This window comes from Colwellia sp. BRX9-1, from assembly GCF_014077195.1.
GTDB lineage: Bacteria > Pseudomonadota > Gammaproteobacteria > Enterobacterales > Alteromonadaceae > Colwellia_A.
Genome location: NZ_JACGVM010000002.1, coordinates 360799 through 376156 on the forward strand (window position 1 = coordinate 360799; position 15358 = coordinate 376156).

Here is a 15358-nt window from a genome sequence, read left to right on the forward strand (position 1 = left end):
TAAAATAAAATAAGAAGTCTTTTATGAATAATATGAAAAACATCATCACCAGTCTTTTGTTAATAATGATACTGGCCGCATGTTGCGGAATAGATCCCGCATTAAACACTATTGATAGATTTATTACTAAACAAGCGGTTGATAAAACAAACCCTGCTTGGAAAACGACGTTAAGTAAACCGCCATTACTGACCTTCACCCAAGGGAAAGATTACTTTTGGGAGCTGCAAACAAACCAAGGTAATCTGACCATCAAGCTATTCACTGACTCTGCGCCTATGCATGCTTCTAGTACTATTTACTTAACTAAATTGGGTTTCTATGATGAGCTAAATTTTCATCGTGTTATTCCTGGCTTTATGGCACAAGGTGGCGATCCATTGGGTAATGGCACGGGCAACCCAGGTTATAAATACGATGGCGAATTTAATAGTGACATAGGCCACAGTGAACCGGGTATGTTAAGTATGGCAAATTCAGGTCCAAGCACTGATGGCAGTCAATTTTTCATTACTTTTAACGCGACACCTCATTTAGACGGTAATCATACTGTTTTTGGTAAAGTAGTGACTGATGTAGAAGATAGCTTAACTAAAATTGAAGCCTTAGGTAGCCGAAGAGGTAAAACTAGAGAAGCGGTCAACATCATTAAAGCGTCAATCCGTATCGCCGACAAAGAATAACTTAATATTAATTCTTGCTGATCACATCAGATTGACCGGTGAGTAATAATCGCTTATTGGTGTTATCGGCAGATCAAAAAATTAATGTTCAAGATATGCATTCACGCTTAAAAGCCATGAATAAAACAGTCTTCACCTTGATATAAGTAAACATTATTATGTCTCAAGAAAAATAACTCACCTTTACTAAATGGCTATTATTTATTAACAAATTAAGATAGCCATTAACGTTTCTTTCTGACCATTTATTGTTCTACATCATATTTTTATTAAAGTTGAGTACTATAATATTTTTTACAATGTATTAACGTAAAGAAAGGTCACTAATGAAAGCAGCTGTTATTCATCAATTCAAAGACAAGCTCGAGATTAAACAACTTGATAAGCCTACAATTTCGAGTCATGAAGTTTTAGTAAAGGTTCATGCTTGTGGTGTATGTCATACCGACTTACATGCGTGTCATGGTGACTGGCCAGTAAAACCTAAGATGCCACTTGTTCCAGGCCATGAAGGTGTTGGAGAAATCGTTGAAGTAGGCGAGCAAGTTAAGCACCTTAATCTTGGTGACCGTGTAGGTATTCCATGGTTATATAGTGCTTGTGGATATTGTGATTACTGCTTATCTGGTAATGAAAACCTCTGTTTGTTACAGCAAAATGCAGGGTACTCTGTTGACGGGAGTTATGCTGAATACTGTAAAGCAGATGGCAACTATGTTGTAAAAATACCAGACGAGATTAGCTATGTAGATGCTGCCCCCTTGTTTTGCGCAGGTGTTACAACTTATAAAGCATTAAAAGTATCTACGGCTAAACCAGGTGAATGGGTAGCTATTTTTGGTATTGGTGGCTTAGGGCATTTAGCTGTGCAATATGCTGTAGCAATGGGCTTAAATGTCATCGCTATTGATACTGGCACTGAAAAATTGAAATTGGCTAAAGATTTGGGTGCCTCTTTTTGTTTAGACTTCAAGTGTGATGATGTTGTAGCAAGAGTTTTAGCTGAAACAGGCGGCGTTCATGCCAGTATTTGTACCGCTGTTAGTAAAAGTGGCTTTGAACAAAGTTACCAAGTTATTCGTCGTGGGGGTAAGTGTGTACTAGTTGGCTTACCCGCCGAAGATATGCCGTTACCTATATTTGATACTGTTTTAAATGGTGTTAGCGTTGTCGGCTCTATTGTGGGTACGCGTAAAGATTTAGTTGAATGCTTAGATTTTGCCGCTAGAGGAAAAGTTAAAGCGATCACCATTGAAAAGTCACTAGAAGATATTAATGATATCTTTGAAGATATGATCAACGGCGAAATTACCGGTCGAGTGGTTATGAAGTTTTAATCATTTCTATCTAGCTATTGGCATTTGCAACTAACGCAGCAATATCTTTGGTAATTTGAGTTGGAAAATTACAATCACCGTTTATTAGCCCAATAACCGATATATCTAAACTCGATGCATAAAGCACAATTAATCGTTATTAATAAATAAAAAAACCGGCAGATGCCGGTTTTTTATTTTTAACTACATGCGTTATTCTTATTAAGTTATTTGTAATATTCAATAAGATAATAACGAATATTTATTAAAGTGAGCTTAAACGCAATTTATTGAAAAACCTCATCTATTGCAATCACTTCAACATTTTTAGACGGCAGTGTTAGCTTGTAACTTTCAATGATTTTATCTGTCGCTAAAAGCTCTGCTGGCTTATCACTGTTATATGTTAACGGTGATACTTGTTCAGACAACAAACGTTGCTTCATGTCTTTACCATCGTCTGAAATGAAAACATAATGAATATCATCTGTTTGTAAGTTTTCTTTGATAACACGATTAACATCATCTAATGATAGTTTTGCAAATTGATCGCGAACGTACTTAACAAACTCTTCTGTTTGATAAAACTCACTATCAAGTGCATAACCTAACTGTTGATCTTGGCTGGCCACTAATTGCGGTGCATAGTTCGTTAAGTAATTACGTGTTGCTTGAAAGTCTTTTTCGCTCATGCCCTTTTCAATCAAGTTGTCCAATTCATACAAAGCGGCACGCGTTGCGAAATGAGCATCATTATTTGAACGTAAAGGACGTAACCACACTTGAAAAATTTGACTAGAACGACCTAAATTTGCATCAGGTTTAGTTTGGTACATCCCTCGTGGAAAATATTCAATATAAGAATAATCTCCATAGTTCATACCACGCGCTTGACGAATTTGTTGATACAAGTAGCTGTTAGAACTACGATGTTCACCAAAGTATGAACGCACTAACCAAAGTGCCGCCCAGTCTTTATCACTGCGTATAGTATCAATGGGAAAACCAAAAGATACCGCTGTAGATTGCGCACTTTTTTCTATAATTGTCGCATGATGACCTTTTAAAACGGGTGCTTTAGCAATTGTTAAGCGCTTTTCATCACCGACGGGTAAAGTCGCTAAATCTGTCATTAATTGTGCTTTTAAAGCACTAGGCATAGCGCCAGTTATACCTAAGTTTAATTTTGCTTGGGTAAGTTGGGTGTTGTAGAATGCTTTAACATCTTCAAGAGTAATTGCGGCTAAGTCAGACAAATCACCACTATTGTAGTTTTCGTAAACATGCCCTTGATAAAGTTCGCTATAAAGCACCTCTTTACCTAATTCTTCATCATTAGAAGATTTAAGACCTGATTTAATACCGTCAACAAGCTCTTTTTTCAGACGCTTAAAATCGTCTTCACGCCATCCTGGATTCAATAATTGATCGCTAATAAGTTCGTACCACTGAGTAGCATTATCTTTATGCACCCGGCCAGTAAATGACATCATTTCTTTATCAAGCTGCGACGAAAAACGTCCAGCTAAAGGGTATAAACCTTTCTTAATATCTTGATAGCTTTTTGTTGCCGAGCCGCCTTGAGTTAACATACGAGCGGTTAAAGCCGCTACCCCTTTTTTACCGGCTGGATCTGCTGCAGCACCGGTATAAAATAAGAAGTTAACATCAATCAACGGTGAGTCATTGGTCTTATCTAATACCGCAAACTGTGGAGTACTCGGCTGCGAATTTTTCATGACTATTTTTGCAACGGCGCCATTTAAGTCAACTTCTTGTTCGAAGTCGGCAATCTCATCTAATGCTGATAAAGTCACTGTTGTGCGGTTTTCATCAATAAAGTATTCATTAGCAATACGTTGAATATCTTCAGCTGTAATATTGTCAAAGCTATTATAGAGGTGATTAATCGTTTCGGGATCGCGGTCAAAATGCATATAACTCGCCAATGTTGAAGCGATAGACTCTGATGAATCTAAACTATTAACAAAACTATATTTTAAGTTAGACTTTAAGTTATCAAGTTTTTCTGAAGAAACGAGCTCAGTTCTTACTTGTGCGTAAGTACGGTTTACTGCATCACGAACCGTTGCTAGGTCTTTTTCATCATTCACTTTGATAAATACGTGACGTAAGCCAGCATCTTTTGTTTCAGGGTTGTAGTTAAACATTTGGCTAGCCAACTGCTTATCAACAACGAGTTCTTGATACAATGCTGAGTTATTGGAAAAATACAATTCAGAAATTAAATCTAAAGCCGCGCGATCTTTTTTCTTGGGTTGCCAATCAGCACCTTTATAAGAAACGAGTAACCAGTGACCCGGTAAGCCATCGAATTTTTCATGAACATATTTCGCAGCTTCCTGTTTTGGCTCAGGTGCTATAGTGCTAACAAAATCACCTTTTTGCCAATTTCCCCAATGCTTCTCGACCATGGCCATTGTTGCTTCTGGTTCAACATCACCGACAATTACTAAAGAAACGTATTCTGGCTTATAGAATTGTTTAAAGAACTGTTCACCATATGCAACTTGATCAGGCATTGCTTCTACATCTTCAAAGAAGCCCATAGTGGTATGCTTATAAGTATGAGTATCGAATGCTTCTTTTCGCACCGCCGCTAACAACTTTCGAGTTGGACTAGCATTATTTTTTAAATACTCACCTTTTACCGTTAAGGCTTCTGTTTTAAATTGTGCTTCGGTGTACTTTAGGTTTTTAAAGTGATCCGCTTGAATCTCTAATACTTTATCTAAATGATCTTTAGAAAAATCTAAATGATAGTTAGTATAATCGTTGGTGGTGTAAGCACCGTTATCAACACCGGCATTTTTAAATAAATCGGCATAAACAGCTTGTGGAAATTTTTCTGAACCTTTAAACATCATATGTTCAAAGAAGTGGGCAAAACCTGTTTTACCTACTTCATTTTCATCACGAGAACCTACAGAAACGGGGATTTGTACTGAAACAAGATCTGGATAGTCTGTTTTTACCACTAAGACACGTAAACCATTAGCCAACTCTTTGAACAAGTAATTTTGGCTAAAGACTTTGTTTGCACTCTCTTGGCTTGATTGCTGTGACATACTATTGCCAGAGTCGTTGCTGGTTGCCATACAGGCGGATAACGTTAAACTTGCAGCTATGACAGCCGCTAAATATTTCTTTTTCATCATAGTTCCCTTTATTTTTATTGCTGTATTTTATGTAACTCTGAGAAATTTTTCATTAAATTTTTGAGGATAAGCCACGACATCATGTAACAAAATAAGTACGGGTCATAAATAAAGAAATAAAATGGGAAGGCAATTATTTTATAACCAATTAACGTTTCTAAAATATCTTCTCAAGTCGGCTCAAATAACAAACCCAATAATATTATCGGGTTTGTCTTCATAAATAGGTATGGAGTAAAACATTTTTTCTTGTGCTTATGAAAAAACTCTCTGATTCGACGTTCACGCATACTATAGATATATGAGCGATAGTGTCATTAGTAGATATTAGCTCTCACCTCCATGACGAGAATGTAAATACAGATTAATCGTTAATAAAGATAAAAGAACCAACCAAATATGGGAATAGCTATAGGTAAAACAATCAAGATGCCCACACTTCGATAGACTTTAGCTTTAAAAAACACACGGCTCACCGATGGCATATCTTTCCTTGAAATAGTTAAGCCAAAAAATGGCTTTAACAATGGTACCCGACGAATAACTTCATAACTAATAACACATATAGATAATGTTCCCACCAAAACCAGCACTGCTTCTAAAGCTCCGCCAAGCTCGAATGGACTGAGTAATGAACCAATACAGATAATCAACGTTTGATGTAGAATATATACAGGATATACTGCAGGATTAAGGTATTGAATTACCTTGTTTTCTTTATTTAGGTAAGTATAGGCATAGCCAAATATACTCACTAACCACAACCACTTATTCGCAGCTGACGCTAAACTAAAAATAATTTCCATTTGGCTATTTATAGCAACACTTTCATCCAAATAAATAGTTTGATAGCGATAAATAAGAAGCACATAACTAATAGCAGCAAGCCCTAATGCTAGCTTTCTTACTTTCTGCATTGCTAACCACCAGCCTTTCTGATTTGCAATTAAGAAACCCGTAATAAAGAAGGTAAAGCCTGTGGCCTGGCGTAATCTATCACCTTCGAGTTGTTTAAAAACAAAATAGTCAAGTGCAAACAGTATAAGCAAAGGGACAATTAACACACTGTACTGGCCAACTGCATCGCTATACTTTTTAACCGCTTTTGATATTACAGGTAAATACAGTAAGGGTTGAAGAACTATCAGCACCAAAGTAAAAGCCCATAACTCTCTTAAATACCATAAATGATTAACATCGATATGTGGCAATATTCCCGATTTATATTTATCAAAAATGGGGTTGTCTAAATCGAAAAAGATTTGCCAAAATTGCCAGAAAGTTAATTCCATATCGCCATTAAATTTCATTTCAAAATACAGTTGTGGCGGTACTATAAATAGAATACCAAAGGTTAAAGGTAGTAATAAGCGTATGGTTCTACTTGTTAAGAAATTACCTATGGATAGTTTTTGCAGGAGAAAACAAGATGCAATACCTGAAATCATCCATATTAATGCCATACGCCATGGTTGAACCATTAGCATAAGGTTTGCCAAAAAATTGCTTTGGTAATTACTTTTGATATGCCACTCCCACCCAGCAACATAAAGCATGCATGTGTGATATAAAATTAATAGTCCAAACGCAAAAACTCTAAGGTGATCTATATCGAATCGTCGGTTATTATTGCTCTCTAAATTTATGTTCATAAGTCAGCCTTTGCGATTTCAAGAAGACTATTTAATCAATTCACAGTAAACTCATCAACACCTAAGTGATTGAATCTACTGTTTTTGTGATAAGAGGCAAGCTGATGTGATAAGATTTTACGCATCACTTTTAAGGAATTTTTAATTTGCTACACCCGTTATATGAAAAGTATCAAAAACAGCTTGAAGTATCATATTGGTTACTTATTGGTACGATTACAGCACTGGTCAATAGCTTCTCAGTGCTTGACGATTATAAGCGCCGAGGGTTGTCTATTGAGCGATGGCAGCCATTTGTTTGGGAGTTTTCTAGCCAAATTTCAATATTTATTTTGATTCCTATACTGTTTTATATAGACAAAAAACATCCAATTAATATTAGTAAAATTAAACAAAGTCTTTTATTACACCTTCCGCTTTCTATAGCCTTCTCTGTATTACATGTTTATCTAATGATAGCTTTACGACACTTTTATTATTATTTCAGTCAAAGCAATTATGATTTTGGAAACTGGTCTGTAGAACTGATTTATGAATATCGCAAGGATTTAGGCAGCTATATTTCAATCTTAGCTACATTTTATATCTATAGATTCATTATCAGCCGACTACGTAATGAAGCAAGAGAAATAGAGGTTGGTGAAGGTCCACAAGGCTCAATTTATGTAGAAAGATTAATTGTAAAAAAAATAGGTAAAGAATTTATTATTAGGGTGAGCGATATTGCTTGGGTCGAAGCATCAGGCAACTATATGAATTTGCATATTGGTGAGAGTTGTTATCCAATTAGAACGACAATGGCTGATTTGGAAAAAAGGTTAGATCCACATCAATTTGTAAGAATTCATCGTTCTACAATGGTAAATCTGGACTTAGTTAAAGAAATTATTGCGTTAGAAACAGGTGATTTTTTATTAACGCTAAATAATGGGCGTCAACTGAAGTTATCACGGAGTTATCGTGATGAGGTAAATACTCGGCTCGCTGGGTAGTGGGATTAACTATGCCACCCATGATAATAATTGAATTTAACTATGCCACCCATAATAATGGCCAAGTTCTTTGCACACTTAAATAGGTATAATGTTTATTTTGTGGAGTAAAACTAATCGGAGTTAATCAATTTATCTATTTCAATCATATTGTCTAATATGAGGTCAACGACCTAAAGGCTCACGCTGTGCGTAAAATAACTTAATGCGTTATTTTTTCTAGTACCTACTTGTATCTAGATTAACTCCTTTGGTCACTTTGTAAGAACTTTGAAATGGTTCGATATAATAGATTCATATCTACAGGCTTAGGGATAAAGTCATTCATTCCGTTTGCTAGGTAGTGTTCTACATCACCTTTCATTACGTTTGCGGTGAATGCAATTATGGGCTTATTAAATTGCTTATTCCTGAGTTCATTACTTGCTGTAACGCCATCCATCTCTGGCATTTGAATATCCATCAACACGATATCAGGGGAAAAATTAAAGGCTAAGTCTACGGCTTCTCTACCATTATTTACACAGTGTAATAATGCATGAGTCGGCTTTAACATGGCACAAATAATTTTTTGATTAATTCTATTATCTTCTGCAATTAATATTCTTTTATTTGACCAGTCTGGTGCTAAGTCGTTACTGATAATTTTTGGATTTTTAGCTGCCACTAAAGGTGAGATAATAGATCTAGATTTAGATTTAATTGTAAAAATGAATGTTGACCCTTCCCCTTTTTTACTGGTGACCGTTAAGTTACCCTCCATTAATGTTGCTAAGCGTTTTGCAATTGATAGACCTAGCCCAGTTCCACCAAACTTCCTAGTGATCGATGCATCTGCTTGGCTAAAGTTTTGGAAAAGATTGTTGATTTCTTCTGTGCTCATACCTATACCTGTATCAACCACTTCTGAAGTTAGGTATGACACTCCATTGATGCTCTTTTGAGTAATATAAACATTAATGGCGCCAGTATCAGTAAACTTAGTTGCATTGGTTACAAGATTAAGTAATACCTGATAAAAACGAGTAGGGTCACCTGTCCACAACGTATTTTTACTGGTTTTATTGATGAAATTGAGCGATATACCTTTCATATCTATATCTAACTCTACGTTTGAGTAGATTGAATCTAGAATAGGCTGTAGTTCAAATTCGATATTTTCAATATCTAATTTATTTGCTTCGATTTTTGAAAAATCTAAAATATCATTCAAAATTCTTAATAAATTTTTGGCTGAAAAAATGGCGGTGTCGATCAGGGTGTTTTGTTTTTCGTTGGGATGTTCTAAACGCAATAACTGCATCACCCCCAAAACACCATTCATAGGGGTTCTTATTTCATGAGACATATTAGCTAGAAACTGCGATTTTATTTCACTAGCTTCTTCTGCTTTAATTTTTTCAGCTTCGTAAGCCTTTGTTCTTAATTTAACTTGTTTATCTAACTCAGTTAATGATTGTTGATACTGAGAAGACATGAATGTCAGCACAATATATAAATTTGTCGCGACAAAAATAGTGGTACCCAACATGAGTAACCATGCATTAACAGAAGTGTGATACTCATCAGCATTGACTATATAAGTAAGATGGCCGGTAATATAAGCAATACCAATAGACGTAATAATGATAAATCCAACGGCAATACTAATTAATGCCGAAATACGATCAAAAAGTAGACTGCATAAAGCAGTGTACATAATCATCAGTAATATCCCCGCACCAAATAAGCCAAATTGAATCATGCCGCCAATTGCTAATAATAGAAAACAACTAGTAATGAAATAAGCTTTAAATTTGTAGAAGACTTGCTTACGAAAAAAAAATATAGCTGCTGAAATAAAGTACATACTAATTTGAATGCCCATTATGGGCTGGAAACCAATATTAGAAATTCTAAGAAGAGAGCTAATTAAGGCCGGAGTAGAAAATATTATAAACACTAATAGTAATCGATTAGCCAGATGACTATTAATTTCCATGCTCGGTGTGTTTAACATTAATTGACGGCCTTAATAAAGAATCTTTTATATATGTGAACAATATTAACTTAATTGTATTTGTGTATAGCCATTTAAGCAAAATTTGAAGTAATGTTTAAATTACTATGCCACCCATAATAACAATAAATAATGATGATAAGCCATTTCTTGTCTTTTTAGCTTATAACAATACCTATTGATACAAATTACTATGCCACCCATAATAACCTCAAATAATAATGATAAGCCATTTCTTGTCTTTTTAGCTTATAACAATACCTATTGATAAGGTAAAGCGAGTTTCTATAGTCCTTTATCGCAACTACTTTCTTCAAACATCAAATGATAGCTGAGTTAAACCCACCACTCTAAAATAGTAGTAAGGTTACGTCTTATTCATAAAGAGCGTTATGCGCTATTCAAGCAAGCCTGAGCATTCGCTATACCATGTGTTCGCTGCAAACCAACATGCTCACTAAATTCACATAAATGCTCAGCAGTACCGACAGCACCTGTGAAGATAGTTTCAAAATCCGTCGTAAGTTTTAGCCAACTTTCATCATTGATGTGTAACCTCGCGAGAATATTTACCGTGGTCGTGTCGATGGCGCCACGTTTATCACGCAGGAGGCGTCCTGTTTCATCAACCAGAGTTAAGTAATCTTGTAAGCTAAAATAAATACCCGCGCCAGTTGATTCTTGATGGGGTTCATTACCCATAAAAGGTAATAAACAGGTCGGTTGCTCACCGGTTATAGCCGCTTTAATGCGTCGTTGAATACTGGTGAAGTCAGAATGCTCTGGGGTAACTGAAATACCTGCTCGTATAGGGTTTAAATCAACATATGCCATACACGACAGTAACGCCCCTTCATCAAGCAGTGCTTGTGATTTAAAGCGCCCTTCCCAAAAGTGTCCGGTACATTGGTCTTCTCGGTTAGCTTGTCGGGCTATCGGCTCGTTCAATGAGCGCATAAACCAACTGATATCAATTAAACGCTGCTTATATATCTCAGCCGTACTTTCAACCGTCGCTAATTGAAACTTATCAAGCGGTTGTTTGTTCGAATATTTTTGAGTTAATAAGGTCCCTTTGAATAATTGATGCCAACGTTGCAATACCTCATCGGTTGACCAGCGCTCTATTAGCTCACTATCGACATGCAAGACAATATGTAAATGATTATGCATGACACCATAAGCACAGATATCTATCGAAAATACCTCAGATAATGTAAATAATCGCTTTTCAATCCATCTGCGTCGATGCTCAAAACTGACACCCGTCTCCTTATCTACGCCACACAAAAAAGCCTTGCGTACCGTTCGACTGCAAATGTGATAATAAGGTGTATCCAATAAACTAATTTGTTGTGAACGAGGCTTAGGCATAACAATCACCCGACTGAATAAAGGTAACTTAAGTCTAGTTTATTGAACGAAACCTGCATAAGTTATTATGGGTGGCCTATTAAGAAGGAAGAAGCGTCTCGAACGAAACCTGCATAAGTTATTATGGGTGGCCTATTAGGAAGGAATAAGCGTCTCGAACAAAAACTGCATAAGTTATTATGGGGGTCTATTAAGAGATTTTGTGACTATTTTGTCAGTGAACGCTATTCGAAAAAGCAAACATTTAAATGTTTCGTCTTGCACAACAGCAAGCCAGTCAGAGGAAAAACAGATACCCTAACTGGCATTTACAGCAACCAATAGTAATGCATTTTGGGCTATTTCACTTCAATTAACACTTCGTTGTGGCGAAGCCATGGGATAGTGAAAGGACCATTGTAGGCTGCGTTAATAGGCTCGCTAACTGCGGTATAGCCGTTTTTCGCAATCCAGTTATTAAGGATTTGGGTTTGTGTTTCAACATTACTATCACTGAGTAGCCCGCTGAACTTTATCACCACGACTTTGTAATCCTTTACTTCTGTTATCCAGACGTCTGGATTGGTTGGCTTAGGGGTGCTTTGTATCGTAAAGTCGGCAGGCATTACAAATGACATTACTTGTTGTTCTGATCGCTCTTTCATAAACACCGGAGCGGTCATAGTGATTTTGGTCCCCTTAGATAATGCCTCTGATTCATCCATCAGTACAGGTGCTGTCATGGCTATTTCTGTGGCGCCTTCATTCTCACCAGTAATGTATCTGAACAGATTCCTGAAAGCACCGTTCATTCCGTCGGCTGACATGTCGGAGGACACTAGCACTATCGATTCATAGTTACGCACTTCAATTTTCTGTACCTGATCAGATTTCAATAGTGTATAAGGCGCGTTTTCAACTCCACTTTCTCCAAACACGGAGCAACCGGCCAAAATCAGTGGAACAAGAAGTGCGAAAAGTAATTTCATAGAGTTTCCTTGAGGTCTTATAAAACAGTGTTTATCACTGTTTTCATTTTTTATTAAGACTAAATACGTAAAACTGGGAAATTAGTTCAATTTTATCTTCAATAAAACCTGTTGGTTGCGGTTGACTAGTGCTGAATTACAAGAAAGCCGATATCGGCTCACTTTTCTAACCGTAATAAATAAAAAGGCGAATCATTTCTGATTCGCCTTTTTAAATTTCACAAACTTAATTAATTTTTCAAACTTAATTAAACTTTCACAAACTTAATTAACAGATGACAGCAAAAAACTAGTCTTGATAACTTTCAATTGGAGGACATGAACAAATTAAGTTACGGTCTCCGTAGACATCATCGATGCGATTAACTGTTGGCCAAAATTTATTTTTGGCTGCAGCAGGAACTGGGAATACCGCTTCTTTAATAGAATAACCACGTTCCCAAGTATCTGTAATATCCGCTAACGTATGAGGAGCATTATGTAATGGATTGTCGTCACTTGACCATTCACCCGATTCAACTTTACGTACTTCGTCGCGAATAGAAACCATCGCTTCAACAAAACGGTCAAGTTCAACTTTTGACTCAGATTCTGTAGGTTCAATCATGAAAGTACCCGCTACTGGGAACGACATCGTAGGTGCATGGAAACCATAATCAATTAAGCGTTTTGCTATATCAACTTCACTAATACCTGATGTGGCTTTAAGTGGACGTAAATCGATAATACATTCATGAGCAACACGACCATTTTTTCCTGCGTATAAAAGTGGGTAATGTTGGCTTAACTTTTTAGCTAAATAATTGGCATTAGTAATAGCATATTTAGTCGCATCTGTTACGCCCTGCTTACCTAGCATTGCACAGTAAAGGTAAGAGATACATAAAATACCCGCACTACCAAATGGTGCTGCTGCAACGGCTCCATTACCTTTAGTACTTTCATCAATGTTAATTAATGCATGATCAGGCAAGAATGGTGCAAGGTGTGCTTTAACGCCGATAGGTCCCATACCTGGGCCGCCACCACCGTGTGGAATAGCAAACGTTTTATGCAAGTTTAGGTGAGAAACGTCAGCGCCAATATAGCCTGGCGACGTTACGCCTACTTGTGCGTTCATGTTTGCACCGTCAAGATAAACTTGACCGCCATGTTCGTGAACGATGTTACAAATTTCTGCTACTGTTGTTTCATATACTCCGTGCGTTGACGGGTATGTGATCATAATACAGGCAAGATTGTCGGCCATTTCGCTTGCTTTAGTACGCAGGTCGTTCATGTCAACGTTACCTTCTTTATCACAAGCAACAACAACAACTTTCATACCAACCATTTGCGCAGACGCAGGGTTTGTACCGTGGGCAGAAGATGGAATTAAACAAATATTACGATGTGCATCGCCACGACTTTCATGATATTTAACAATCGCGATTAAACCCGCATACTCGCCTTGAGCACCAGAGTTAGGTTGCATTGAAATGTTGTCGTAACCCGTTAGTTCAACTAACCAATCGCCTAACTCGTCAATCATTTGCTTATAACCTTGAGCTTGGTCAATGGGTGCAAATGGGTGCATGTTAGCGAATTCAGGCCATGATACTGGGATCATTTGTGCTGTTGCATTTAACTTCATCGTACAAGAACCCAAAGAAATCATTGAATGGTTCAATGCTAAATCTTTGTTTTCTAATCTTTTGATATAACGAAGCATTTCTGTTTCGCTGTGGTATGAATTGAATACCGGGTGAGTCAATATTTCAGATTCACGTACTAATGCTGCAGGAATTGAAGAATGACCGCTACTGACTATTTTGTCGTCAAGGTCGCTAACGTCTAAACCATGGCCTGCGCCTAATAATATATCGAATAAACCAGCAATATCAGTACGAGTCGTTGTTTCATCTAGAGAAATACTAATTTGACCCGCAACATCAGTGCGGAAGTTAACACCTGCAGCTAGTGCGCGTGCAACGATTTCTTCTTTATTATCTAAATTGAACGTTAAGGTATCAAAGTAGTTAGCATGAATAGCTGTTAAGCCTTTTGTGGCTGTACCTAAGCATAAAATATCTGCGAAACGATGAATACGATTAGCAATGATTTTCAAGCCCTTTGGACCATGATAGACCGCGTAAAACGCCGCCATGTTAGCTAAGAGTACTTGGGCAGTACAAATGTTTGAGTTAGCTTTTTCTCGGCGAATATGTTGTTCGCGAGTTTGCATTGCCATACGCAATGCAGCGTTACCACGGGTATCTTTAGAAACACCAATAATACGACCAGGCAATGAACGTTTGTATTTCTCAGAGGTAGTAAAAAATGCAGCGTGTGGTCCGCCGTAGCCCATTGGAACACCAAAACGTTGGCTTGAACCAATAACGGCATCGGCACCTAATTCACCCGGTGCTTTTAACATCACTAAACTCATGATATCGGCGGCAACCGCAACAATACCTTTGTTTGCGTGAATTTTTTCAATTAACTCACTAATATCTGTAATTTCACCCGATGCACTTGGATACTGTAGCAAAGCACCAAAAACATCATGGTCAGCGGCTTCGTGAGCAGGAGCAACGATAACGTCAAAATCAAACATTTCTGCACGCTGTTTAACAACGTCGATAGTTTGTGGATAAACATCACTTGAGATAAAGAACAAGTTTGATTTTTTGTTTTTAGAAACACGTTTTGCTAATGCCATGGCTTCAGCAGCCGCAGTTCCTTCATCTAATAATGAAGCAGAAGCTAGTTCAAGACCAGTAAGGTCGATACACATTTGCTGGTAGTTTAATAATGATTCTAAACGACCTTGAGCAATTTCTGGTTGGTAAGGCGTGTAAGCCGTGTACCAGCCTGGATTTTCTAACACGTTACGCAAAATTACGTTCGGTGTTAATGTGCCGTAGTAACCTAAACCAATGTAGGTGTCGTTTACTTTGTTCAAGCTTGCAACGGCTTTTAAATCACTTAAGGCTTGCGCTTCTGTTTTACTTTCTTCAATCGCAGGCAATGCTGATAAACGAATATCACTTGGTACGATTTCATTGATAAGTGCGTCAACCGACTCTGCGCCAATGTCTTTTAACATCGCTTGAGTTTGTTCGGCATTAGGGCCAATGTGACGACGAATAAAGTCTTGAGTTTGCTCTAAATAAGCAAGTGATTTTGATTGAGTAGTCATAAAACAGCTTCTCT

9 protein-coding genes are annotated in these 15358 nt (G+C 37.2%); 3 read left to right on the top strand and 6 right to left on the bottom strand.

Annotated elements, in window-relative coordinates; genetic code table 11:
- Positions 1 to 23: 23 nt before the first annotated feature.
- Together H4J76_RS04130 and adhP are read left to right on the top strand one after the other, a co-directional pair.
- Positions 24 to 683 carry a peptidylprolyl isomerase gene (locus tag H4J76_RS04130; protein WP_182213917.1) on the top strand — a complete coding sequence of 220 codons (660 nt, stop codon included), beginning with the start codon at positions 24 to 26 and terminating at the stop codon, positions 681 to 683.
- Between the two features lie 326 nt (positions 684 to 1009).
- Positions 1010 to 2020, top strand: a complete 1011-nt coding sequence (adhP, locus tag H4J76_RS04135) for an alcohol dehydrogenase AdhP (protein WP_182213919.1) — start codon at positions 1010 to 1012, stop codon at positions 2018 to 2020.
- Between the two features lie 266 nt (positions 2021 to 2286).
- Here adhP and H4J76_RS04140 read toward each other — a convergent pair whose 3' ends face one another.
- Both H4J76_RS04140 and H4J76_RS04145 read right to left on the bottom strand, forming a co-directional pair.
- On the bottom strand, positions 2287 to 5175 hold the full coding sequence (locus H4J76_RS04140; protein WP_182213921.1) for a pitrilysin family protein: 2889 nt from the start codon (positions 5173 to 5175) through the stop codon (positions 2287 to 2289).
- A 374-nt stretch (positions 5176 to 5549) separates the two neighbouring features.
- On the bottom strand, positions 5550 to 6830 hold the full coding sequence (locus tag H4J76_RS04145) for an acyltransferase family protein (protein WP_182213923.1): 1281 nt from the start codon (positions 6828 to 6830) through the stop codon (positions 5550 to 5552).
- A gap of 146 nt (positions 6831 to 6976) precedes the next feature.
- On the opposite strand from H4J76_RS04145, the gene H4J76_RS04150 reads away from it, so the two are divergent.
- Positions 6977 to 7822 (top strand): LytTR family DNA-binding domain-containing protein, encoded by an 846-nt coding sequence (locus H4J76_RS04150; RefSeq protein ID WP_182230156.1) that lies wholly within the window; start codon positions 6977 to 6979, stop codon positions 7820 to 7822.
- Between the two features lie 241 nt (positions 7823 to 8063).
- Here H4J76_RS04150 and H4J76_RS04155 read toward each other — a convergent pair whose 3' ends face one another.
- From H4J76_RS04155 to gcvP, 4 genes are all read right to left on the bottom strand, one after another.
- Positions 8064 to 9821 (bottom strand): ATP-binding protein, encoded by a 1758-nt coding sequence (locus H4J76_RS04155; RefSeq protein WP_404842526.1) that lies wholly within the window; start codon positions 9819 to 9821, stop codon positions 8064 to 8066.
- A 390-nt stretch (positions 9822 to 10211) separates the two neighbouring features.
- Positions 10212 to 11195 (bottom strand): transposase, encoded by a 984-nt coding sequence (locus tag H4J76_RS04160; RefSeq protein ID WP_182213927.1) that lies wholly within the window; start codon positions 11193 to 11195, stop codon positions 10212 to 10214.
- 338 nt (positions 11196 to 11533) lie between these two features.
- Positions 11534 to 12163, bottom strand: coding sequence for a heme-binding protein (locus tag H4J76_RS04165; RefSeq protein WP_182213929.1), 630 nt, complete (start codon positions 12161 to 12163; stop codon positions 11534 to 11536).
- A 289-nt stretch (positions 12164 to 12452) separates the two neighbouring features.
- Positions 12453 to 15344 carry an aminomethyl-transferring glycine dehydrogenase gene (gene gcvP, locus H4J76_RS04170; protein ID WP_182213931.1) on the bottom strand — a complete coding sequence of 964 codons (2892 nt, stop codon included), beginning with the start codon at positions 15342 to 15344 and terminating at the stop codon, positions 12453 to 12455.
- Positions 15345 to 15358 lie beyond the last annotated feature (14 nt).

Coding starts and splice junctions, on each gene's coding strand:
- gcvP (WP_182213931.1), bottom strand. CDS start 15,344: ATGACTACTCAATCAAAATCACTTGCTTATTTAGAGCAAACTCAAGAC.
- H4J76_RS04155 (WP_404842526.1), bottom strand. CDS start 9,821: ATGTTAAACACACCGAGCATGGAAATTAATAGTCATCTGGCTAATCGA.
- H4J76_RS04160 (WP_182213927.1), bottom strand. CDS start 11,195: ATGCCTAAGCCTCGTTCACAACAAATTAGTTTATTGGATACACCTTAT.
- adhP (WP_182213919.1), top strand. CDS start 1,010: ATGAAAGCAGCTGTTATTCATCAATTCAAAGACAAGCTCGAGATTAAA.
- H4J76_RS04165 (WP_182213929.1), bottom strand. CDS start 12,163: ATGAAATTACTTTTCGCACTTCTTGTTCCACTGATTTTGGCCGGTTGC.
- H4J76_RS04145 (WP_182213923.1), bottom strand. CDS start 6,830: ATGAACATAAATTTAGAGAGCAATAATAACCGACGATTCGATATAGAT.
- H4J76_RS04130 (WP_182213917.1), top strand. CDS start 24: ATGAATAATATGAAAAACATCATCACCAGTCTTTTGTTAATAATGATA.
- H4J76_RS04140 (WP_182213921.1), bottom strand. CDS start 5,175: ATGAAAAAGAAATATTTAGCGGCTGTCATAGCTGCAAGTTTAACGTTA.